This window comes from Cellulosilyticum sp. (genome assembly GCF_982396655.1).
Window position 1 is genome coordinate 1 of record NZ_CEVXFV010000018.1, and the last position, 22,577, is coordinate 22,577.

Here is a 22,577-nt window from a genome sequence, read left to right on the forward strand (position 1 = left end):
AGTCAATTCTACTTATTATCTAGGAAAGTAGAACTTTCCTAGATAATAAAAAAAGCAGGAATTATAAGTAATATAATTCCTACTTTATAAAAATACAATAGCCTCTGGCAAATAATAAGATTTAATTTCTTCTAATTCCCAATAAACATAAAATAACTTTCTCTTAATCGTCGCATGTATTAAGTCTCCTGGCTTTAAATCTTTATATATAGGATACTCCAGTAGAAGTTTATACTCTTTATTTTGTCTTGATTTGGTAAGTGTAACTTGCCCGCCTTCTTTGCATTCCACCACCTTAAAAATGGCTTGTTCATAAGTTGTGGCAAGTTCTTGATAACCACCTTTGTTTTTTCTCTGACGGTATCTACTCAAATCTATTACTATGGGGTCTACTGCTATAACAGGGTCCTTCGTTAAACTTGATAACTTGTTTCTTACCTTATATAACCGCATGTATTCCTCGCCATATAATTCTAGAATTGTAGGCGTCTCTTGTTGCTTGTCTTTATTTACTTCTTCAGTATTATTAGTATCTGGTAGCGCCTTATCTAGTGGTGCATTGGCCTTATCATTCATTAATTCGGACCTATTTGCCGCAATATAATTATAAATATCATGTATTGTATAAATGACTTGGTATGCTTGAACCTCACTTAAGTATCTCTTATTTCTAGGAATCCAATATAATACTAGCTTGCTCAATGTCTCACGCCCCAGATATTTCTCTTCTACATCTAGTCCGCTACTTGTAATATATTCTTTAAATAGTTCAATGCCAAGCTTTTGTAGTGAGTAAATATATGGGTTCTTTTTTATCTCTTGTGTATATAAATTAACACGATCTAATATGTGCATATACTCCTCCATCTATATGATATTTATCATTGGTAGTTATAGTTTATACATATTAGTCATGTTTTATACCTTTATTTGGTAAATCACAAAAAAATACTCTATATATTAATATATATAGAGCAAAAGGGATTGATATGTTATACTTACGTCATTGTTGGATATAAATTGTTATCCACACCTATATCCACATTTATATTAACATATACACATATCCATGTCAATAGTTTTTCCTTTGTTACAACAAGCTTTTTATCATTTTTATTCTCCTTTATCCACAATTTGTTTATATCTTTTTATCCACCGTTTTTCAAGTTATCCTTAGCTTATCCACACTTTTACACCACTTTATCAACATGCCAAGGATAACTTATTTATATAACCGCATTCACTACATAAAGTGTCATCACGCCAGGAACGCCTAATACGCCTGCACACCCCATAGTAAGCCAATTAAAACCTATAGCATATTGCGGTATAAGCCAATTTATCATAAACATTAATATAACGCCTAACAATATCCTCTCAATAAGCTTACATATAAAATCACGACATAAAAACCACACCAGTAATACTATACCAATACTAACTCCTGCAATCATTATCACTTGTATATCCATTTACTCCCCCTCTTTCTTCATAACTGGTACCTTACATCAATATGTCCTTCTTTTATAATTCATGCCTTATTCTTCATTTTGATAATATAATTTCTTTAATTTCTTTATGAGATAATTATGCTTCACCATACTCGCTTTATATGCATAGGTATAATAATCGATAAGATCTGGTTCTACCACTACTTGGAATTGATTAAATGCTGCTGCCATTTCTTCTTGCGCTCTATTTAGTTCTTCTTGTAATAATTCTTTCTCTTTTTCAATCAGCCTTTGTTCTTCTTGCATAAAATTCCCTCCTTTTTTAGAAGTATACCCTAAAGCCCTAACCCTCTATACATTTTTTCTATTAATACATAGTATATTCATGAACATTTAGAAAAATAACAACCGATGTCCAAAAAAATAGGATACTGCACCATTTTTAGTGCAATATCCTATTTCACTGACTACTTATTAACTTTTCATTAGGCATTTAAAAGTTGTAATACTTGTTGTGGACGTTGATTAGCTTGAGCAAGCATGGCATTTGCTGCTTGTGTAATAACATTATATTGTGTATACGCTGTCATTTCTTCTGCCATATCTGCATCTTGAATACGTGATAAAGCTGCAACCATGTTTTCTTCACTTACACCTAGATTTGTAGCTGTATGCTCCAGACGATTTTGATAAGCCCCTAAATGACCTCTAATAGTGGCTGTTTGCTTGATTGCTTCTTCTACTCTGCTTTGCGCATCGCCATCTTCTATTTTTAATCCATTAATCTGATCTGTTGTTTGATATAAATTAATAGCTGCCCCATCTACCACTAAGTTCTCATCTTGATCAGCACCTATATGCAACATAATATTTCCATTGCTATTTAAAATCTTTTGGCCGTTAAAGTTTGTCTTATTTTTAATTGAATTAATTTCTTCAACTAAAGTATCTATCTCCATTTGAATATTAGCCTTATCTACATCATCGTATGTACCGCTTCCCCCTTGTGTTACAAGTTCTTTCATACGAACAAGCATATCACTTACTTCATTTAATGCACCTTCTGCCGTCTGAATCATAGAAATGCCGTCCATAACATTTCTATTAGCTTGATTTAACCCTTTACTTTGTGTATCTAACTTGTTAGCAATAGCAAGCCCCGCTGCATTGTCTTTAGCTGAATTAATTTTAAGGCCTGATGATAAGCGCTCCATAGATTTTGATGCTGCATTTTCTGCCTTGTTTAATGCATTAATTGTAACAAGCGCTGGCATATTTTGACGAATTTTCATTTTAACACTTCCCTTTATATATAATTTTATTAAGCTTCAAAGCCTCTATTATTACTTCCTAAGCTTATTTCATTTAAATTTCCTTTACCATAAGTCATTCCTGCATAAATAACTTCTGCATTTTGAATACTTGGTGTTCCTGCTTTTCCTTGTTGCATTTCTTCTTGTTTAACTGCTTCCTTAAAACCTACATATATTTTTTCTATAAGCCTATAAGCTTCCTCTAACTTATGTAAATCCTTACTTTGAATAAGCAAACCTTGTACATATACATAAATTCTAAACAAGTCCCTAGAAATAGCCACATTAAAATCTAAATCTCCTGCTAGCATCTGTACGATATCAATAGCTTTTTTAGCCTCAATTTTTCGCTCTTGTCCTTCTTTTTGTCTTGCTAGCTCTATCTTCTCCAGAAGCAGCTCATATGTAATACAAAGTAATTGTCCTCTTGTGGCATTTACCACATTAGATACTGTAATCATCATTTTCGCTCCTATCCACTTCTTCGAAGTACCCTACAAATTGCTTTACTATATTTAATATATCGTCTTTAGGTCTTTTTTTATTAGCCTTTGTTTCTTCAAACTCTTGCTTTTTCTCATTTTCTTTCATCATACTTACTTCCATCCCCCAAACTTTTAAACCACTTCTTCAAATAAACTATCACCTTTTTTCATAACCTGTACTGGGGCACTACTTATATTTGCCTCTTTAGCTACATCATATTCACTTTTATAAATACTGTATCCAAGCTGTTCTATTAAATTTTTAAGATATTCTCCACTTTGCTTAAGCTTATCAGTAGCCACTTCATCTTCACCTTGCACCTTGTAACTTATACCACTATCTTTCATCTCCACATAGGCTGTTACTGTCCCTAAATTTTTCGTTTCATAGCTTATAATAGCCTTAAGGCTATTTTCCTTCTCTGAAGCTGACTTACCATCCTTCTGAATATAGAGATTGATTAATTTTTGCTCACCATTTACAACAAAAGGTATTTGATATAACCCCTCTTGCTGAATTAATTGCTTTTGCGTATGTGCAACTTCTTCCATTTGCTTGTAACTTCTATATCCCACAAAATCTCCTGTTGTTACAGCTAATTCCTTCTCAGCCTTCGCCTTTGCTTCTAAAGCTTCAAGTTGTGCCTCTAACTCCTCTAGATGCTCTGGTAATTCCTCTTTTAGTAACTGATGTTCCTCTAAAACCTGTGCATATAAATTAGGATTCTCATTAATTTTATCCATCCAATAAATATTGGACACTGTAAGTGGCACATTATTTTTCATCATATTTTCTATCACTTCTGGTTTTACACCCTTAATATACTCAAGCTTTTCTAAAAAGCTCTCTGGCAGTGTAGACATTCCTTCAAACTGACCCATTTGTGATTTAAACTGCTCCTTTATAAATGGATATAAGACAGCATTTATTTTTTGCATCTTATTTTCATAATCATCACCTAGTTCAAGTTCTATTTGTTCTAAAGACTGTGTAATTTCTACTGCCTTAGCATTTTCAAGGTGGCCTGCTTCAATCATACTTTTAGCCGTTTTAGCTTCACTACGACTGCTCACTTCTCCAAAACTATCATCCACTGTAACAGCGACGTGATTTGTTTTGCCTTTACTAGAAATATATTTCGTTGCTTCTTGTAAATGTTCAACTGTAAGCGATAAGTTATTTTTATATAGATAACCAATAACTTCTTCACGATTTACATCCACTGCCTGCATAATACGATATAAACCAAGCATCGTTTCTTTTTGCGCTTCATTTAACATACCTTGTTCTTCTAATGCCACAATAGACTCCGCTACACTTCCTTTAAGCTCTGCGATTTTCTGTGCACTCATCCACTCTAAAATATTATCTACTGTTGCTTTGTAAGGATTTAATCCTTCCTTAATAAATTTAGCTGCAACTGCAGGTGTAAGATCTTCTAAAAAGGTATTCATTTTCGTCGTAATCTGTAATACACTTTCAATCTGCTGCGGTGTAACTTCTAATCCATTTGTAATAAGCGCCTTAGCTGCTGCCACTGTTTCTTCACTCACTTCTATACCTTGTCCTTGAAGTACCTTTTCAATTTGATTCTCTACCGTTTTAATTGTTTCACCAAAACGTTTTTCTGCCACACTTTCATTTTCACCATATGTAGCAAGTGCATTATTTATCTGTTCAAGTGTAATATTCTCATCACTTTGAACTTCTAAATTAATAACTTCATTAAAGTGATCCATCATAAGCGCCTTAGTATCCATTACATTTCTAATAATACTTTTATTCTCGTTTGTAACTTCTACCTCATATGTTTTTAAAGTGTCTTCAATCTTTTCATCTTGTACTGCAAGCATCTCCTGAACAACATCATTTAACTTGGAACTTTCAAGAGGCATCTTATCACTAATCTTCTGCGCTGCTTCCACAGTAAGTTTTGCGCGAATCTGATCAATTTGCCCTTTAATTTCTTCTACTTCTTGAATACTTACTTCTTCCCCTACAGCTTTAGCCATATTTTCATTACTGCCTTCTAAAGCCGCCTTCGTATTTTTATACATTACCTCTTTAAGATTTTTGATATTAACTGTTTTTCCTTCTTCTAAAACTTCTTTAATATCTTCTTCTGTTACTTTGGCTAGGTCATCTTTTAAACTTTTAATACCGTCATAGTCATAGACAATCTTACCATCTTTTAACAACAAGCGGTCACCTATAGGCTTTCCACCCTGAAGTTCTTCGATTCTTTTCTCGTTTTCTACAAAGGCATCTAAAGAATCTACTGCAGTCTGAATATTATCTAGTCGTTTTACACTCTCTACATTCACATCCATCCCATGACTTAACAGCATCTTTGCCGCCCAGCTATTTTGTTCATTATTTTCAAGCCCATTCATTTTTAAAACATTAGCTACATCAGAATCTTTAAATACAAGGTTGTTTTTCTTGTAATTTCCTTTAAAATTACTTTCATACAAACTATTGATTGTAATGTCCTTTTGACTTGTCAAGGCAGATAAATACATATTATCTGTTCCATTCTTAATGGTCTCAACCTTTTCATTTAGTGCTTCTTCTTCATCCTCACTTAGCGCCCTACTAGTCCCTTTTGCTCTACACTCCATCATATAACCGCTATAATCTTCCATATAAAGCTGTTCTAAATCAAATCCCTTGTTTTTAAGCTTGTACACCTCTTCTTTTTCTAAATCAAATTTCTCTTGAAGGCCCTTTAAAAGTTTTTCATCTACACCTTCTACATCTTCTTCAGAATATGTACATCCTTCAATTGCTACTAGTAATTCCTTTATATCAAACTTACTCGCCTGAACATTTTTAGTACTATTAATTTCTTTATTTTCCCCTGCACTACTCGCCATAAAACTCCCATAGGCACCATACACACCTTGTTTCACCGCATCAATCATTTCATCACCTCTTGCTTCTTCTAACGTTTTTTCTATATACTATGTCGACCGCCTCCCTCATTTTCTTTATACTCCCCTTGATATACAATCATTTCCTTATATAAAATAAAAAGAATATAAAATAAAAAGAAGCTGTTATGAAACTACTCAAATAGTTTCATAACAGCTTCCTTTTGATACTCTCTTTTATTCTTCTATCTTCACAATTTTTAAATTCATAATGCCATTTTCAGCAATTTCTTCTTCATATTGTTCTTCCCATTTAAGCTGCATTTCTCTAAGCGCACCTGGTGAAACATTTTGATCTACATCGCCCGCATAGTTAAGCGCATCACGTCGTGCTAAACGCATTACTAACTCATCCCAAAATACAGATGTATCATATTCATCAATATATTCATTAAACTCATCTTCTTCATATTCATGAGTCGGCATATATTCTTCAAATTCTCCATCATACTCTATTAAATCATCTAAACCATATTCTTTAGCCATAGCAAATATTTGTTGTTCCATATCTGAATATCTCTGAACGCGTTCTTCTTTACTTTTTGGCCCATTAATTAATAAATTACCTGCATAGACCAAATCCATAAGTGTTTTAAACTCTTCTTTTGTGCATTCAATTTTCATCGATTAATCCTCCATATCTTACTGCCTTTAATTCTTCTTTAGTCTACACGCTACTTTTCCTCTTGTCTAGCTCGCCCTAAATATAAAATGCAAAAAAATTGCCATTAGCCATATGCTAACAGCAATCTTCTTTACATTTCTCTTCTGCCTTCAAGCGCTCTAGAAAGTGTGATTTCATCTACATATTCTAAGTCGCCACCTACTGGTACGCCATGTGCAATACGTGTTGTTTTAACACCTAGCGGTTTAAGAAGCTTACTAATATACATTGCTGTTGCTTCCCCTTCTATGTTAGGGTTTGTAGCAATAATAACTTCTTCAACTTCTTCTTTGCCAATACGTTCTAAAAGCTCTTTAATTTTAATATCACTAGGACCTACACCCATCATAGGTGAAATTGCACCATGTAAAATGTGATAAAGTCCTTTATACTCTTTAGTTTTTTCATAGGCCGCCATATCCCTTGAATCTTCAACAACCATAATTTGATGATTTGCTCTTTGAGGATCTTTACATATAGGACATAGTTTATCGTCTGTAATTGTACAACATCTCTCACAGTAGCTAATATTTTTCTTAGCTTCTACAAGTGTATTCGCCAATCTTTCGACCTTTTCTTGAGGTAAACTAATAATATGGAAAGCAAGTCTCTGTGCCGATTTAGCACCTATCCCTGGTAATCTTGAAAGCTCATCAATAAGAGCTATCATCTTATCTCCATAGTATCCAGCCACTAGAATAATCCTCCTGTTGGAAGACCTCCTGTAAGTCTACCCATTTCCTTTTGAGTAAGTTCATCTGCTTGACGAACTGCTTCATTTACAGCAACTAGAACTAAATCTTCTAATGTTTCAACATCATCTGGATCTACTACTTCTGGTTTGATTTTGATAGATTTAATTTCTTTTTTACCTGTAATCACAACTTCTACCATACCGCCACCAGCTGTAGCTGTAAGTTCTTTTGTTTCTAAAGCAGCTTGTGCTTCTTCCATTTGTTTTTGCATTTTTTGTGCTTGTTTCATAAGTTGTTGCATATTAGGCATGCCACCGAAATTTTTCATAATTCATCCTCCTAGTTTTTAAGCATAGATTAACTTATGCTTAATGCTTATCAGTACTATTTATTATACTTATTCTTATTAATAATACAACATTTTACCCTTGAACTTCGATATTAAAATTAATTTTTGACTCAATATTTTTTAAAACTTGCGAAATACTCTTAACTTCTGTCGTTGGACTTGGGCTTGAACCATACGTTTCTATACATTTATTGGCATATTCCTCTGCTGGCATAAGACGTACTTTAACTTCTTTTCCTGCAAAATCACAAATTGCCTTTTCCATTTTTTCAAAGCTTTTCTTAACACCAAACTCCATACTATGTTTATAGACAATATACAAAATATCATCTTCAATATAGCCCGCTTCTGTCGTAGCATAAACCGTCTTAAGCGTAGTTTGATTATCTAATGAATTAAGTACCTCTGGCCATCTTGCCACAAGCTCCTTGATATCCTCCGGAACTGCCTTAGGAAGTCTCGTAGGTACAACTTCTTTTTGTGGTACTTGTTGAATCACCTGTTGTGGCGCCGCAGCTGGAATACCTTGTGACATAAGTTTTTCAAGTTTCTGCTCTAGCATCTGCATTTTTGTCATCATGCTCTCTGGAGAATCATCCATTTGCACTTCACATAGCTTGAGCACTGCTACTTCTAGTAAAACTCTAGGTGAAATAGCCGTTCTAAGTTCATACTCCAATGTACCAAACTGCTTGATATATCGCATAATCTCATTTGTATTAATTTTCTCTGCTTGTTGCTTTAAAGCTGTTATATATTCATTACTATAATCCAGTACCTCTTCAGAATTATTAGTTGTCTTTGCAACTAAAAGGTTTCGACTATGTTCTAGTAAATCACTTGCAAACTGCCTAATGCTACGCCCTTGCCTATTTACCTCACCACAAAGCGCCAATACCTTGGCTGCATCTTGCTCACCAATGGCATTAATCATATTAAATAGTATGCTACTATCTACTGCACCTACAAGATATAACACCTTCTCCATAGTAATCGTTTCACCAAAATAAAACGAAATACTTTGTTCGAGTATACTCAGCGCATCACGCATCCCGCCATCTGCAATTCTAGCAATATAAGCAAGTGCCTTTTCTTCAATATCAATATTCTCTTTTTCCATGTAACTTCTTAAACAAGTTTCTATCTCTTTAGCAGAAATACGTTTAAAGTCAAAACGCTGACAACGTGAGAGAATAGTTACGGGTATCTTTTGCGGATCTGTCGTTGCTAATATAAAAATAACATGAGCTGGTGGTTCTTCTAATGTTTTTAAAAGTGCATTAAAAGCACCAATAGAAAGCATATGCACCTCATCAATGATATACACCTTATACTTTCCTACTGCTGGTGTATACTTCACCTCTTCATTTATTTCACGAATATTATCTACACCGTTATGTGATGCAGCATCCATTTCTATAATATTAATCCCTGTACCATCTTGTACCCTTTTGCAGGTCTCACACTGGCCACAAGCTGAACCATTAACAGGCGACTCACAGTTAACAGCTCTTGCAAATATTTTTGCAATAGAAGTTTTACCTGTTCCTCTGCTTCCTGTAAATAAGTAGGCATGAGCCACACGATGCGAATTTATTTGATTTTTTAACGTTCTTACAATATGTTCTTGTCCCACAACATCATCAAAAGTCTGTGGTCTATACTTTCTATATAATGCTAAGTAACTCATGTTTTCCCCTTTCTAGAAAGCATTCTTGCCTTCTTTAATAAATAATCACTATCTTTTATTATACCACATTTTTATTATTTCTAACACTTTGCATTTCTGTATTTCCAATTCATAACTTCTATGTACTATATATCACGTGTCACACTTTAATATAAAATCCATTAATATTTTTTTGTAAAATCCCTACTTGTTTTGTAATAATTTGCCGATAATGTAAAAGGAGATATTATCATCTATATAGGGGGAATTATGTCAGTAAATTCAATTATTACTCGTAGTACAAAAGAATCAGATAATTTAGTCCTTAATGCATTTAAGTTAGGTACTATTTTACTTCTGGTCAACATTATTTATCTATTTATTCATCGTGGTGGATTTCACTTTAAACCAAAAGATTATCTTATTTTTGCATCGCTAATCTTTTGTTTTATCCCTAAAATCTACTATTCAAGAACTAAAAACACTGCCCATTTTCCTATAGTAGCCATTACATGTGTAGAACTTCTTACAGCTTGTATTTACATGAGTTCATGGGTGTATGCTTCTATTTTATGGGTATTATCTTTAGGGATTGCTTCTTTGTATTTAGATACTGCATTAGTAAAACGCGTCATGTTTATTAAAATACCAGTACTTATAGCTACAACTATTCTGCCAGTATTTTTTAACACCGAGTTTGTTATTATTTATAATACGCAAACAATGATTTCTACTATTATATTTTACTCTCTTGAAATCTTATCAATGGGCGCTTTATTCGTAGCATTTTCATCTAAAGCTAATAAGATTTTTACGAGTTCTGTAGCTCAAACAGAACAAATACAAAACATATTCGAGCATACTTTAGAAAATGCCTCAAAAACTAATGAGACTGTTGAACAACTATACGAAAATATTACACAAAGCACTTGTGCTGTTGAAGAAATCAGCCAGTCAAGTTCTGATATTGCACTCCGAGCTGAACGTATGACTCAAACAGCCTTAAACAGTTCTACTGCGGCTTCTTCAATTCTTAAAAACATTGAAGAAACATCTAAAAAATCTTCGGAAATAGGTAATCTTACAAAGCAGTTAAGTACAATCACTTCAGTTAATAAAGATAATATTGTTAGCTTAGTACATAATATTAATGAGATTAATGAAGCAAGTAAAAATTCTAAAGCACACTTTAGTTCTTTATCTGCAAGTACTACTGAAATCTCAAATGCATTAAAGATTATTAATGATGTTTCAGAACAAACAAATCTTCTTTCTCTTAATGCTTCTATCGAAGCTGCCAAAGCTGGAGAAGCTGGTAAAGGATTCGTTGTTGTTGCTTCTGAGATTAAAAAATTAGCAGAGCAGTCTAATAAGTCTGCCGACTACATCAATAACATTGTTAACAAGGTAAATCTTAATACAAATGATTCATTAGCTTCGATTACTGATATTGAAAATATTGTTTCTCAAAATCTTAGCATGTTGGGGGCGACTAAAGATGACTTTGACAAAATGGTTTCTATCCAAAATTTAGTAGTTGATAAAATTTTTGAATCACAAACACTTATTGCAAATTTAGCAAAAGAAATGCAAACAGTACAAACAGCTATTGCACAAACACTTTCTGAAAGTACTGAAACAGCTGATAGTATTGTAAACATTACTTCTGTCATTGAACAACTTAATGTTTCATTCCAAGAGATTTCATCCTATGCTCAATTTGTAAAAGAAAATTCGAATGAACTTATTCATTCTCAAGATTCATTTACAGAAAGGAATACAAATGAATAAAAAATACTTAAAACCCTTAAGTGGGGTTGCCATTATTGCACTTCTTGCAATAATTAGTTTATTTGCTTTTAACACAAATGCCACAACGGCAGAAATGACAACTTTAGATTTATCTTTAACCGAAAACAACTATGTTTTATCAGAAGATAATTTTGAAGAACAAATGCTTCAAGTTGTAGAGCCTTTTGTAGCCTCTGTTTCTACCTCTGGTTACTTCACATCTTCTGATGATACAGATATTTATTATGAATACTATAGTGCACCTTCACCAAAGGGTAACATAGTTATTTCTCATGGTTTTACTGAATCATTAGAGAAGTATACTGAGATGGCTTATTACTTCCTTCAAGAAGGATATAACGTATTTACTATCGATCATCGTGGTCATGGTTTATCAGAACGCACTACATCAGATTTCTCTTTAGTAGATGTAAAAGATTTCAATAGCTATGTTAATGATTTATATACTTTTACTACAGAAATCGTATTACCTCAAACAGGTGATTTACCACTCTTCCTCTACGCGCACTCTATGGGCGGTGGTATTAGCGCCTTACTTCTAGAACAATATCCAGACTTATTTGATGCAGCTGTTCTTTCTTCTCCAATGATGGGCGTTAACCTTGGTTCTATTCCAAGATTCGCAGCTAACTTGCTTGCTAACTCTGCAACACTTATTGGACAAGGTGCAAAATATGTTATTTCACATGGACCATTTGATGGCATTGCAAATCTTGAAGAAAGCTCATCAAGTTCACTTGCTCGTTTTAACTATTACTTCAATAAAAAATTAGCAAATGAATACTTACAAACAAATGGTGCATCTTACTCGTGGATTAAAGAAGCACTCGCTGCTACTAAAGAAATGGTTAAACCAGAAAATGCAGCACGCGCTACAACACCTATCTTACTTTTCCAATCTGAAAACGATAGTCTAGTGCTTCCACAACCTCAACATCAATTTGTAAACAATGCACCTAACACACAAATGATTTTCGTACCAGAAGCTAAACATGAACTATTTAGCACAGGTAATGATGTTCTCATTCCTTACTTAAATACAATATTTGCTTTTTATGAAGATTACTTAAACTAAATATAAAAAAGCCGTTAGCTGATTAAATGCTACGGCTTTTTTTAATTTAAACCTTTTTAATACAAAAAATAAGGGGGCAAGCTACATTTCAACATAATTTCCATAATATATATACTAGAATACTACGCTGAGGTTTATATCATGTTAGAGTCCATTTTACTAGTTCTTTCTTTATGTATTGATGCTATTGCCGCCAGCTTTGCTTATGGTACCAATAAAATCAAAATTCCCTTTATATCCGGAGCAATTATGTCCATTATTTCTACTGTATTCCTAGTTATCTCTATAGGACTTGGTTCCTGGATTAAAACATTTTTACCCATTGGTTTAACGACCTTTATTTCATTTAGTATTTTGCTTATTTTAGGTATAAGTAGACTTTTTGAAGGGTTACTTAAAAACTTTTTAAATAAAAAAGCGGAAGATCCTAGCCATATTGAATTCAAAATCTTTGATTTCAAACTTATCCTTAATGTATATGCTGATGCCACTAAAGCTGACCTAGACCATTCTAAAAGCTTAAGTATCAGAGAAGCCCTTTATCTAGGCATTGCCCTCTCATTAGACAGTCTTGTAGTCGGTTTAGGATTCGGTTTAACTACCGTTAACCTATTACAAATCATCCCTCTTTCTCTCATTTTAAATGGTCTTGCCATATTCTCCGGGGCTTTGCTAGGCAAAAAGTGTGCTGAAGCATTAGATATAGATATCTCCTGGCTTAGTGGTTTCATACTCATTGTACTTGCAATTATTAATCTTCTTTAAAACACACGCTACAGAGAAACCAACTAAAACCTTGAAATATACATGTAGGTAAATAGGTTTCTCTTAATGATTTCACATGGTAAAAATATAAAGAATAGTTAAAATTTACACATATGAAATATATATACGGCATAATTCATAAAAGAGAGAGGATAAATTCTCTCTTTTATCATATTCATCAATATTTCATCTTATTTTTTTATACTATAATATTCATAAACTAAGTTGCGATTTACTGTAAAATATGCTATATTTTTTATAATGATTAGTAAATATCTGTATTTCCAATTTTTTATAAAAGAGGTGCTTATATGGATTTCGTAAGTAGGTTTGCTCCTAGTAATGTACCATTTAAATATTCTTTGGAAGTCATTGAAGGCAATCGATTCCCTTATCATATTAAATATACGGATCGATTTAGTATTGTCATTATAGAAAAAGGTCATGGTAAATGTACTATCAATGATTCCCATTTAACACTTATCTCACCAATGGTACTATGTATTAACGAGACAGAAAATCTTTGTATTACAAGTGGCAAAGATTTTCGCGGAAAGGTTCTTTCTTTCCACCCAAGCATTTTAAATGCTTCTTTTAACTTTGAAACCGTTCGATATTTTGATCATAATTTTTCTGCTGATGATATTGAAACAGCACTTAAACTCTCTGTTTTCTTTACACGAACAGACAATTACATTGGACAAGTTAAATCTTCTGAACCTGCTCTTTTGCAGCTTCAAAAGTATCTAACACTTTTAGAAAAGAATAATGCAACAAATTATGGTGTTAATACACCTATTTATAGCATTATCACTTACATCGGTCATCTCGTAAAAATAAATGAGTTGCTGTCCAAATCTATCATTTCTACTGCCTCTTTAGAAATGCATGATGTATTATTATACTTACATAATAATTATAAAGAGAAAATTACAATTCCTCAGCTCAGTAAAAAATTTCATGTTAATCGCACTACCTTAAGTGATCGCTTCTATGAAGCAACAGGGGAAACTATTATCACTTATCTTAATAAACAACGCATTAACATGGCTACTATTATGCTGAGAGATACAACCCTTTCTATCTCAGATATCGCTTCTGATGTTGGCTTTAATGATACAGCATACTTTGCTAAGCTATTTAAAAAGTATATTCATCATACACCTTCTGAGTATAGACAGCGTTACCAGTCTTTAAATCATAATTAAATTATTCTGCATATAAAATAAGGGACTGTTGTGAGATACAGTCCCTTATTTTATATGCAGAATAATCATTGTCTTTATTGATTGCAAATTATATATATGCGCACAAAAAAACGAGCTTTCGCTCGTTACTTGTCTCTTATTAATAATCCGTGCACTTCGCTTCGACAGTAAGCCATACGCGTTACTCTAGCAGTTAACTCAAACTAGGCACCCTCACGGCACATAGACTACCTTGCTTAGTGCTGCTTCCTTCCGGACCTGACACGGTTCACAAGTGCCTATTGCGTAAGACCCAATTCTCATCGCCACTTACTAAAGGCAGACCATACAACTTAATGCCTCAGACGAAGCATCACCCTTGCTATAGCGGATTGCAAGTGCAGGGCACCGCTACCTCCCCGGCTAGCACGGAAATGGTTTGACTTATTTATGTCACGAACATATTCTAGCACCTTTCATGCTATATGTCAATTACTGTTTTTTACAAAAGTGCTGCTTTAAGTGTTTCATATTGTTTATCAGATATAACTCTCATAATTTCAACAGTTGTTCTTACAATACGTTCCGCATCAAAGTGCTCTTCATCTGCTGGGAAGAACATAGAAGCTACAATACCGTCATCTGCTGTTAATACATATTTTACAGTAGGTAATTCTAAATTGAATTTATTGATAAGCTCTAATACATCTGCTCTTTTCTCAGCTGGTACTTCTGCAGCAACTAAAATTTGTGTCCCTACATAAGGTGTATCATCTACGTTAATTACAACTGGTTTATTATCACCTTTCATAGGATATACAGTTCTAAATAAAATTACTTTTTCTTGTTCTTCTTCTTTGAACATTTTGATTACATCTTTTTCAATCATGTAATCCCTAATCATTCTTGCTTTTTTGTGTCTTGGGTAAGTTGCCATAATTGCCTCCAATATTATTCTTTAGATTTTTTATTTCTCATGTTTTTAAAGTAAAGTTTTAATAAATCGCTTGCCTCTTCTTGCCCTATTCCCTGGATGACTTCACATCTATGGTTCAAGGCTTCCATTTGTAGCACATTTATTACGGAACCACCGAAGCCTGCCTTTGGACTTGTTGCACCAAATACAACTCTAGGTACCCTAGCTTGTACTATTGCCCCTGCACACATAGGACATGGCTCTAGCGTCACATACATTGTACATTCTTCTAAACGCCAATCCCCTATACTCTTACAAGCCTCATTAATAGCAATTATTTCAGCATGAGCTAAGGAATTCTTATCTGTATTTCGTCTATTACAACCTCTTCCTATTATCTGGCCGTTATGAACGATTACAGCTCCTATTGGTGTCTCATCTAACTCATATGCTTTCCTAGCTTCTATGAGTGCCTCATTCATAAATAGAATATCCTCTTCCATGATGTCTCCTTTAATTAGTCTTCAGTAATAGTCTTGGTGTGTTTCATATTTAAATTATATATTTTATTTCGTCATCTTTCCATAGTAAATGTGCAAGAAGTATATTTTTTTGTATTGTGCATATCCTATCTTTATTCTGTGAATGGTGGTGATTTTATGGATTTAACTAATAACTTAGAGGACAATGTGCAAAAAATCCGAGTTGCCCTTAAAGTTGGTGAGAGTTTTGATGTACTCGAGCGTATTATTACTGTGCACAGCACAACTTTCTATCTTTATTATTTAGATGGTTTTATTAAAGATACTAATCTGGAATATGTCCGAAGAGATATGACTAACCTTAGCGAGAATGTTTTTAAAACAATAAAAACTGCTAAGGAATTAAGTGAAAAAGCAATTAGTAGTGTAGAAGTCTCTACTGAAAAAAACTTAGATAAAATTATTATGGCTATGCTTTCAGGCCAAACAATTCTTCTAGGCCCTAACTTTACTGAAGCACTTATCATAGATGTCAGAACCTATGAAACGAGAGGTACTGAAGAACCTGAAAAAGAAAAGGTACTTCGCGGTGCACATGATGGCTTTGTAGAAACCCTTGTCATTAATACCTCACTTATCCGTAGACGCATTAGAGACCCTCATCTTGTATTTGAGATGAATACTATAGGTGATATATCACGCACAGACGTAGCTATTGCATATATGCGTAACAAGGTAGATAAAAAGACCTTAGATAAAGTAAAAGATGCTGTAAAAAAGCTTAATATTAATGCCTTAACTATGGGTGACCAAAGCTTAGTAGAGGCTATTCATTCCTACTCTTGGTGTAATCCTTTTCCTAAGGCACGTTATACTGGTAGACCTGATGTCACTGCAGCACATATCATGGAAGGCAAAGTCGCAATTTTAGTTGATAATACACCTACGGCTCTTATTCTCCCTACTAATATCTTTGACTTTATGCAATCTGTAGATGACTATTATATGCCCGTTATTACAGGAAATTACTTACGCCTTATTCGCTATGTTGTTTTCTTTACGAACCTGCTTATTTCTCCTTTATTTGTACTCTTTACAGATAACCCCCAGTGGATTAGAGGTAGTGCTATAGAGTTTCTACTGCCGGACATGCCGTATGCTATTCCAATATTTCTTCAGTTCATCATATTAGAAATCGCACTAGATGGCTTAAACTTAGCTTCGCTCAATACCCCTAATGCTTTAGGCACTTCTCTTTCTATTATTGGTGGACTTATACTTGGAGACTTTGCCGTTGATACAGGGTGGTTCATACCACATACAATTTTGTATGAAGCTGTTATTGCCATTTCTAGCTTTACACAGCCTAGCATTGAACTTACCTACGCCTTCAAGTTTTCTAGACTGCTGCTTGTCTTCCTTACCGGCTTATTTGGCATATGGGGATTTGTAGCTGCTGCCATTGTCATTATTTTAACTGTGGCCTTTACCAAAACGTTTACAGGTGAACCTTATCTTTATCCACTTATACCCTTTAATGCGAATGCATTATTCCATCTTCTTTTCCGTACACGTATAAGTTCGAAACAAAAAGTAAAATCACAATAAGTTAAAATAAATAGCATAAAAAAAGGATATGGCGTCAACATGCTCGTTGGACCCATATCCTTTTTTGTATACTTATTGATTTTTTATGTGCTGCCTGGGTATTTTAGGTTAAGCTTATAAGGACGCGGCCAATCCCTAGTAGATTTTGAATTTCTACTGCCTTTTCATCTAAACGTTCTGTGAAAGTTTCTCTTTCTACCGCTAAAGCTTTAAGTTCTGATTCAATTTTTGCATAGCCATTCTCTTCTTTAATGGCAGCAATTTTAGCTTCGATTGTTGCAATCTCTCCTTGAATATTAGAAACTGCATTTACTTTTGCTTGACGTTCTGTTTGCAAGGTAGCAATTTGATCTAATTGGCTTTGAGATACTTCTACATAATATGGATACTCATTACCTTTATTATTTACTTTTGTTCCTTGTAGAGAGATATTTACATAGTAAACACCAGGTGTTGTAAACTGGCTTGTTGTAAGCTTGATAATATATTTTTGACTTGATGGCTTAAAGTTTCCAAATAATCCTGTCGTTGGAATAGATGCTTCATACTCTCCATTTCCATACGCCTTTTCAATATAAAGTGCCATATAGGCATAGCCTGTAAGTTGTTCTAGCTTACTTTCTACTTCACTTACTGCCGCTTGTGCATTTTTAAGTTCTACTTGTTTACTTTCAATATTCTTTTGTGGCTCACTAATTTGTAATTCAATGGCAGACTTCTTATTTTTAAGATCTATTTCTTTACCATCAATTTCTCCATATTGTTTACGGATTAAATATACTTCACTATATAAATTACTAAAGCTTGTATATGTCTTTGTATCCAAAATGTTATTGCGGTTTAAGAAGTCCATTAACTGTTTAAGTGTCTCACCTTGAATTGGACTTGTTTTTAATTTATCAAAAATCATCTTTCTTGCTTTTTCTGGTGCAAGTTTTTTAAAAATAGTATTTTTCTTCTCTTCTAATGTTATTACATTTGTTGCTTCATTTGTGTTTGTTGCTTCATTTGTGTTTGTTGCTTCATTTGCAATTGTGGTTTCATTTACAGTTGTGGCTACAGGTGCTTGTGCATTATCACTTATTGATACTTGTGTATTATCATTTGCTGGCGCTTCTGTTTGCTCACTTTCTGTAGTCTCACTATCTTCTTGCGATTTTTGTGGCTGCTCTTTATTTTCTTGTGATTGCACTGCTTCTTCCGAAGTTGCCCCTGAAGCTTCTTCTGAATCTACCTTAGTAGTATCTTCTAACACTAATAATCCATATACGTCAAACTCAAACTTATCTAATAGTAACTGTTTTGGATAAATGCTTGTAATCTTATAAAGTTTATCTACAAATGTCTCATTTAATGCCACATCCTCACCAAAATAGTCAGCAAGCATTTCATCTACACTTGCTTCATCCATTCGCTTGAAGTATCCTGCATATGTGTCTTGATCAATCTGATCTAATATAACATCTGTTAATGTACTTTGCTTTGCAAAGAATAAATTACGTCTATTATATTCCTTAATAATATCTTCCTGAACACTTGGTATAAACTCTTCAAAATGCGTTTCAAAGAAAGTCTTTGACTGTTCACTCATATCTTGAAGCAGGTACTTCATTCCTTCTGAGAAATACCAACCATCTTGCTTCTTGCTACTTGCAAGGTTACTTTCCATTAACTGTACAATGGCTGGGGTATTGGCTTGCATTTTATAGCTCATAAATTGAAAAATATGTATATTAGCGGTTATTAACCCTGCAAGTATAGCAATAGTCAAACCACTCACTATAATCCACTTATACCTTTTTAAGGCCTCTTTAAATTTTCCCATGCTTTCTCCTCAACTATACTGGTATTTTTAATGTTTATTTACAAATTATACTATATTTATCCATTCCTTTACAAACTGTATTTTATGGTAGCTCTCTTATATAAATATATTTCGACTCATTCATTATAAAATAAACACTATAAAATTACAAATTTTTTACCACTTTATAGTTTTTCTTTATAACTCAAAAATGCTATTAAAATTCCCTTTATATGCTTATACTATAGAGAAACAAATTAAAACCTTGAAATATACATGTAGGTAAATTGGTTTCTCCCAATGATCTCACATGATTAAAAATCATGAATAACTACAATTTATAAATGTGAAATCTATTATAGAGAAAACAACTAAAAACTTGAAATATACATGTAGGTAAATTGGTTTCTCCCAATGATTTCACATGACTAAAAATCATGAATAACTACAATTTATAAATGTGAAATCTATAATACAAAACAATACTAAAGGGGTTTTTTTAATGAATGAATTATGGACGCTATTTTGGGCATTTCTACGTATCGGCACTTTTACCTTTGGTGGTGGTTATGCAATGCTACCTATGCTTCAAAAAGAAGTAGTCGACACATATCACTGGACTACAGAAGAGGAGCTTATGGACTTTTACGCCATTGGACAATGTACACCTGGCGTCATTGCAGTCAATACAGCCACTTTCATCGGATACAAACAAAAGGGATTGATAGGTGGCATTACCGCCACACTAGGTGTAGTTTTCCCTTCTCTCGTTATCATTACTGTTATTGCTTCTGTTATTAGTAACTTTAGTAGCCTTGCATTTGTACAATCCGCCTTTGTAGGTATACGTATTGTTGTTGCAGCTCTAGTTATCAATGTAGTCATCAAAATGTTACGTACTAGCCTTAAAGATTGGATTGGTATCCTTATCTTTTTAGCAGTGCTCTTTATTGGTTTATTTATTGCGATCTCACCTATTTATACAATTATAGGCGCTGCCATCATAGGTATACTTGTACAACAAATTGGAGGGTATAAAAACGTATGATTTACCTTACTCTATTCTATGAATTTTTTAAAATCGGTCTGTTTTCTATAGGCGGTGGACTTGCCACTTTACCTTTTTTATATGATTTAATTGACCGCTATCATTGGTTTAGTTCTGATATGCTTTTAGATATGATTGCAATCTCTCAATCTACTCCAGGTCCCATAGGTGTTAATATGTCTACTTATGCAGGATTCGTTACTGCTGGTATTCCCGGAAGTATCATCGCCACCTTAGGCATTGTGACACCTTCTGTTATTATCATCATTATAATAGCTAAATTTCTTAGTAAATTTAATGAAAATAAATATGTAAAAAGTGCCTTTTATGGTCTTAGACCTGCTGTTACGGCCCTGATTGCACTAGCAGCTTATGAAGTCATTAAGGTAACGCTTCTTAATATCGATACTTTTACAGCTACAGGTAATATACTTAAGCTCATTAACCTTAAAGCCACAATATTATTCTTTTTATTTTTAATAGCTATTCGTAAATTTAAAGTGCACCCCATTATATATATCACTTTGGGGGCCTTCATTGGTATTATTTTTAGATTTTAGATACGCCTAGCACCTTGTTTTTTATCCCTAAGTGCTATATTCTAATTATGTTCTGTTTTGCAATATTCTTTCACTGAGTATGGTCAGCCTTTCTTTTAGACCATACTCTTTTTGTTTTAAATATTGTTTATACCCTCATCTAACATCTATCCCGAATGCATAACCATTCAACTCTTTGAATACTTATGTAAAATTACTGTTGAATTTTTATTCATGCTCATTTATAATAATCTATATTGAGTAGACATAAAATTTTATTATAAAAGGGAGATTTGATAACTATGCATAAGACTCGTAAAAAGACTGCACTGCTTAAATTCATCCTCCCATCCTTAATCGGTGTCTTTTTATTTATGACACCAATTTCTCAAGATGGGTCGATTACTATTCCAGTTGCAATATTTTCTAAAGGACTTCAAAATCTATTAGCACCTATTATGACAAGTGTACTCTTTGGGCTTGTACTTTTTTCAGCAGTAGGTACACTTATCACTAAATTATTTAAACCAAAATTTATTACAAATAATGATTTCTTATATGGCTTATTTAATCCTTCATGGCTTTGGGCTATTATTCGAATCTTAGCTTTTATTTTTGTAAGTATTATTTTAATCATGCAAAATTTAGATATAGCAATGCTTCCTAAGTTTTTATCACCTGTTATGAGCATGATTGCTTCTGGTGATACTGGAACAATGGTAATGAATGATTTATTACCTATACTTTTTTCTATCTTTTTCTTTGCAGGATTATTCTTACCACTTCTTTTAAACTTCGGTTTATTAGAATTCATTGGTGCTTTACTGGTTAAAGTGATGAGACCCATTTTTAACTTACCAGGTCGTTCTGCTATTGACTGTATTGCTTCTTGGTTAGGAGATGGAACAATTGGCGTACTCCTTACAAGCAAACAATATGAAGATGGATTTTATACAGAAAGAGAAGCCGTTGTCATTGGTACAACATTCTCTCTTGTATCTATTACTTTCAGCCTTGTTGTTATTGATACAGTAGGCCTTAGTCACATGTTTATTCCATTCTACTTAACAGTAACATTTGCAAGCATTATAGCAGCCATTATTATGCCGAAGCTTCCACCTCTTTCTAGAAAGAAAGATGTTTTATTCGATGGCTCCGAGCCACCTAAGGAAGATTCTTCACAAACTGCTAACTTTAAACAAGGTTTAGAAACAGCACTTGATAAAGCTGAAAACCAAAACTTGTTCCAATGTATTGTTGTAGATGGTATTAAGAATGTTATTGATATGTGGCTTGCAGTAATCCCTGTTGTTATGGGGGTAGGCACCATCGCCTTAATACTTGCAACTTATACACCACTCTTTAAAATACTCGGCTTACCACTTGTACCTGTTTTAAATTTACTTGGTATCCCTGAAGCAATGGCTGCTTCACAAACACTCATTGCAGGTTTTGCCGATATGTTACTGCCATCCATTATGGCTGCTAACATTGAAAGCGATATGACTAGATTTATTATTGCTAGCGTATCTGTTACACAACTTATTTATTTATCAGAAGTAGGCGCTCTTTTACTTGGTTCTAAAATTCCAGTAAAATTAAGCGAGTTATTTATCATCTTCTTAGAAAGAACGATAATTACATTACCAATTATCGCAATCATTGCGCACCTACTCTTTTAAATCTTAGCCAGGATGTTGCACGGGAGTGTGGCGCTCCTGGCTTTTTTTGTAGGATGGGGCCGTGTGGATAAGTGGCATATATATTTTTCCTGTTCCCTC

22 protein-coding genes and 1 other RNA gene are annotated in these 22,577 nt (G+C 33.6%); 8 read left to right on the forward strand and 15 right to left on the reverse strand.

The annotated features are described in order from the left end of the window. Positions 1-84: 84 nt before the first annotated feature. The 11 genes from AC1VAQ_RS09385 to dnaX form a co-directional block, all read right to left on the reverse strand. Positions 85-855: a hypothetical protein gene (locus AC1VAQ_RS09385; RefSeq protein ID WP_302598603.1), complete on the reverse strand. Its 771-nt coding sequence runs from the start codon at positions 853-855 to the stop codon at positions 85-87. 371 nt (positions 856-1,226) lie between these two features. After that, positions 1,227-1,472, reverse strand: coding sequence for a pro-sigmaK processing inhibitor BofA family protein (locus tag AC1VAQ_RS09390; protein WP_302598602.1), 246 nt, complete (start codon positions 1,470-1,472; stop codon positions 1,227-1,229). A 66-nt stretch (positions 1,473-1,538) separates the two neighbouring features. Further along, positions 1,539-1,757 carry a DUF2508 family protein gene (locus AC1VAQ_RS09395; protein WP_302598601.1) on the reverse strand — a complete coding sequence of 73 codons (219 nt, stop codon included), beginning with the start codon at positions 1,755-1,757 and terminating at the stop codon, positions 1,539-1,541. A 179-nt stretch (positions 1,758-1,936) separates the two neighbouring features. Then, positions 1,937-2,743: a flagellin N-terminal helical domain-containing protein gene (locus tag AC1VAQ_RS09400; protein ID WP_479903839.1), complete on the reverse strand. Its 807-nt coding sequence runs from the start codon at positions 2,741-2,743 to the stop codon at positions 1,937-1,939. A gap of 29 nt (positions 2,744-2,772) precedes the next feature. Next, positions 2,773-3,225 carry a flagellar export chaperone FliS gene (locus AC1VAQ_RS09405; RefSeq protein ID WP_302598599.1) on the reverse strand — a complete coding sequence of 151 codons (453 nt, stop codon included), beginning with the start codon at positions 3,223-3,225 and terminating at the stop codon, positions 2,773-2,775. Beyond that, entirely contained in the window at positions 3,209-3,370 is a 162-nt protein-coding gene (locus AC1VAQ_RS09410; RefSeq protein WP_302598598.1) for a hypothetical protein, read from the reverse strand. The genes AC1VAQ_RS09405 and AC1VAQ_RS09410 overlap by 17 nt, the downstream gene beginning before the upstream one ends. 11 nt (positions 3,371-3,381) lie before the next feature. After that, positions 3,382-6,174 carry a DUF6240 domain-containing protein gene (locus AC1VAQ_RS09415; protein ID WP_302598596.1) on the reverse strand — a complete coding sequence of 931 codons (2,793 nt, stop codon included), beginning with the start codon at positions 6,172-6,174 and terminating at the stop codon, positions 3,382-3,384. Positions 6,175-6,360: 186 nt separating this feature from the next. Further along, positions 6,361-6,807, reverse strand: coding sequence for a hypothetical protein (locus tag AC1VAQ_RS09420; RefSeq protein WP_302598595.1), 447 nt, complete (start codon positions 6,805-6,807; stop codon positions 6,361-6,363). A 131-nt stretch (positions 6,808-6,938) separates the two neighbouring features. Next, on the reverse strand, positions 6,939-7,517 hold the full coding sequence (gene recR / locus AC1VAQ_RS09425; RefSeq protein ID WP_302598623.1) for a recombination mediator RecR: 579 nt from the start codon (positions 7,515-7,517) through the stop codon (positions 6,939-6,941). A 23-nt stretch (positions 7,518-7,540) separates the two neighbouring features. Then, the gene (locus AC1VAQ_RS09430) at positions 7,541-7,870 is read right to left on the reverse strand and encodes a YbaB/EbfC family nucleoid-associated protein (protein ID WP_302598593.1); all 330 of its coding nucleotides are present in this window, start codon (positions 7,868-7,870) and stop codon (positions 7,541-7,543) included. A 94-nt stretch (positions 7,871-7,964) separates the two neighbouring features. Continuing rightward, complete coding sequence (gene dnaX, locus AC1VAQ_RS09435; protein WP_302598591.1) at positions 7,965-9,581, reverse strand: DNA polymerase III subunit gamma/tau; 1,617 nt, start codon at positions 9,579-9,581, stop codon at positions 7,965-7,967. A gap of 249 nt (positions 9,582-9,830) precedes the next feature. On the opposite strand from dnaX, the gene AC1VAQ_RS09440 reads away from it, so the two are divergent. From AC1VAQ_RS09440 to AC1VAQ_RS09455, 4 genes are all read left to right on the forward strand, one after another. Continuing rightward, on the forward strand, positions 9,831-11,351 hold the full coding sequence (locus AC1VAQ_RS09440) for a methyl-accepting chemotaxis protein (RefSeq protein WP_479903840.1): 1,521 nt from the start codon (positions 9,831-9,833) through the stop codon (positions 11,349-11,351). Then, positions 11,344-12,447: an alpha/beta hydrolase gene (locus AC1VAQ_RS09445; protein ID WP_302598587.1), complete on the forward strand. Its 1,104-nt coding sequence runs from the start codon at positions 11,344-11,346 to the stop codon at positions 12,445-12,447. The genes AC1VAQ_RS09440 and AC1VAQ_RS09445 overlap by 8 nt, the downstream gene beginning before the upstream one ends. Before the next feature lie 141 nt (positions 12,448-12,588). After that, positions 12,589-13,212 carry a sporulation membrane protein YtaF gene (gene ytaF, locus AC1VAQ_RS09450; RefSeq protein ID WP_302598586.1) on the forward strand — a complete coding sequence of 208 codons (624 nt, stop codon included), beginning with the start codon at positions 12,589-12,591 and terminating at the stop codon, positions 13,210-13,212. 311 nt (positions 13,213-13,523) lie between these two features. Next, positions 13,524-14,420: a helix-turn-helix domain-containing protein gene (locus tag AC1VAQ_RS09455; RefSeq protein WP_479903841.1), complete on the forward strand. Its 897-nt coding sequence runs from the start codon at positions 13,524-13,526 to the stop codon at positions 14,418-14,420. Between the two features lie 147 nt (positions 14,421-14,567). On the opposite strand, the gene ffs is transcribed toward AC1VAQ_RS09455, so the two are convergent. The 3 genes from ffs to tadA form a co-directional block, all read right to left on the reverse strand. Next, positions 14,568-14,831, reverse strand: an RNA gene (gene ffs / locus AC1VAQ_RS09460) — signal recognition particle sRNA large type. 70 nt (positions 14,832-14,901) lie between these two features. Then, positions 14,902-15,336, reverse strand: coding sequence for a YbjN domain-containing protein (locus AC1VAQ_RS09465; protein ID WP_302598582.1), 435 nt, complete (start codon positions 15,334-15,336; stop codon positions 14,902-14,904). 14 nt (positions 15,337-15,350) lie between these two features. Then, positions 15,351-15,818, reverse strand: coding sequence for a tRNA adenosine(34) deaminase TadA (tadA, locus tag AC1VAQ_RS09470; protein WP_302598580.1), 468 nt, complete (start codon positions 15,816-15,818; stop codon positions 15,351-15,353). A 156-nt stretch (positions 15,819-15,974) separates the two neighbouring features. Between tadA and AC1VAQ_RS09475 the strand changes: the two genes are divergently transcribed. Then, positions 15,975-17,405, forward strand: a complete 1,431-nt coding sequence (locus AC1VAQ_RS09475; protein WP_302598578.1) for a spore germination protein — start codon at positions 15,975-15,977, stop codon at positions 17,403-17,405. Between the two features lie 103 nt (positions 17,406-17,508). Here AC1VAQ_RS09475 and AC1VAQ_RS09480 read toward each other — a convergent pair whose 3' ends face one another. Then, positions 17,509-19,230, reverse strand: a complete 1,722-nt coding sequence (locus tag AC1VAQ_RS09480; RefSeq protein WP_479903842.1) for a hypothetical protein — start codon at positions 19,228-19,230, stop codon at positions 17,509-17,511. 481 nt (positions 19,231-19,711) lie between these two features. On the opposite strand from AC1VAQ_RS09480, the gene AC1VAQ_RS09485 reads away from it, so the two are divergent. From AC1VAQ_RS09485 to AC1VAQ_RS09495, 3 genes are all read left to right on the forward strand, one after another. After that, positions 19,712-20,257, forward strand: a complete 546-nt coding sequence (locus AC1VAQ_RS09485) for a chromate transporter (RefSeq protein WP_302597190.1) — start codon at positions 19,712-19,714, stop codon at positions 20,255-20,257. Continuing rightward, on the forward strand, positions 20,254-20,817 hold the full coding sequence (locus tag AC1VAQ_RS09490) for a chromate transporter (protein WP_302597191.1): 564 nt from the start codon (positions 20,254-20,256) through the stop codon (positions 20,815-20,817). Before AC1VAQ_RS09485 ends, AC1VAQ_RS09490 begins: the two co-directional genes overlap by 4 nt. A gap of 281 nt (positions 20,818-21,098) precedes the next feature. Continuing rightward, on the forward strand, positions 21,099-22,478 hold the full coding sequence (locus tag AC1VAQ_RS09495) for a YjiH family protein (protein ID WP_302597192.1): 1,380 nt from the start codon (positions 21,099-21,101) through the stop codon (positions 22,476-22,478). Positions 22,479-22,577: the final 99 nt, after the last annotated feature.

Coding starts and splice junctions, on each gene's coding strand:
- AC1VAQ_RS09385 (WP_302598603.1), bottom strand. CDS start 855: ATGCACATATTAGATCGTGTTAATTTATATACACAAGAGATAAAAAAG.
- AC1VAQ_RS09390 (WP_302598602.1), bottom strand. CDS start 1,472: ATGGATATACAAGTGATAATGATTGCAGGAGTTAGTATTGGTATAGTA.
- AC1VAQ_RS09395 (WP_302598601.1), bottom strand. CDS start 1,757: ATGCAAGAAGAACAAAGGCTGATTGAAAAAGAGAAAGAATTATTACAA.
- AC1VAQ_RS09400 (WP_479903839.1), bottom strand. CDS start 2,743: ATGAAAATTCGTCAAAATATGCCAGCGCTTGTTACAATTAATGCATTA.
- AC1VAQ_RS09405 (WP_302598599.1), bottom strand. CDS start 3,225: ATGATTACAGTATCTAATGTGGTAAATGCCACAAGAGGACAATTACTT.
- AC1VAQ_RS09410 (WP_302598598.1), bottom strand. CDS start 3,370: ATGGAAGTAAGTATGATGAAAGAAAATGAGAAAAAGCAAGAGTTTGAA.
- AC1VAQ_RS09415 (WP_302598596.1), bottom strand. CDS start 6,174: ATGATTGATGCGGTGAAACAAGGTGTGTATGGTGCCTATGGGAGTTTT.
- AC1VAQ_RS09420 (WP_302598595.1), bottom strand. CDS start 6,807: ATGAAAATTGAATGCACAAAAGAAGAGTTTAAAACACTTATGGATTTG.
- recR (WP_302598623.1), bottom strand. CDS start 7,517: ATGATAGCTCTTATTGATGAGCTTTCAAGATTACCAGGGATAGGTGCT.
- AC1VAQ_RS09430 (WP_302598593.1), bottom strand. CDS start 7,870: ATGAAAAATTTCGGTGGCATGCCTAATATGCAACAACTTATGAAACAA.
- dnaX (WP_302598591.1), bottom strand. CDS start 9,581: ATGAGTTACTTAGCATTATATAGAAAGTATAGACCACAGACTTTTGAT.
- AC1VAQ_RS09440 (WP_479903840.1), top strand. CDS start 9,831: ATGTCAGTAAATTCAATTATTACTCGTAGTACAAAAGAATCAGATAAT.
- AC1VAQ_RS09445 (WP_302598587.1), top strand. CDS start 11,344: ATGAATAAAAAATACTTAAAACCCTTAAGTGGGGTTGCCATTATTGCA.
- ytaF (WP_302598586.1), top strand. CDS start 12,589: ATGTTAGAGTCCATTTTACTAGTTCTTTCTTTATGTATTGATGCTATT.
- AC1VAQ_RS09455 (WP_479903841.1), top strand. CDS start 13,524: ATGGATTTCGTAAGTAGGTTTGCTCCTAGTAATGTACCATTTAAATAT.
- AC1VAQ_RS09465 (WP_302598582.1), bottom strand. CDS start 15,336: ATGGCAACTTACCCAAGACACAAAAAAGCAAGAATGATTAGGGATTAC.
- tadA (WP_302598580.1), bottom strand. CDS start 15,818: ATGGAAGAGGATATTCTATTTATGAATGAGGCACTCATAGAAGCTAGG.
- AC1VAQ_RS09475 (WP_302598578.1), top strand. CDS start 15,975: ATGGATTTAACTAATAACTTAGAGGACAATGTGCAAAAAATCCGAGTT.
- AC1VAQ_RS09480 (WP_479903842.1), bottom strand. CDS start 19,230: ATGGGAAAATTTAAAGAGGCCTTAAAAAGGTATAAGTGGATTATAGTG.
- AC1VAQ_RS09485 (WP_302597190.1), top strand. CDS start 19,712: ATGAATGAATTATGGACGCTATTTTGGGCATTTCTACGTATCGGCACT.
- AC1VAQ_RS09490 (WP_302597191.1), top strand. CDS start 20,254: ATGATTTACCTTACTCTATTCTATGAATTTTTTAAAATCGGTCTGTTT.
- AC1VAQ_RS09495 (WP_302597192.1), top strand. CDS start 21,099: ATGCATAAGACTCGTAAAAAGACTGCACTGCTTAAATTCATCCTCCCA.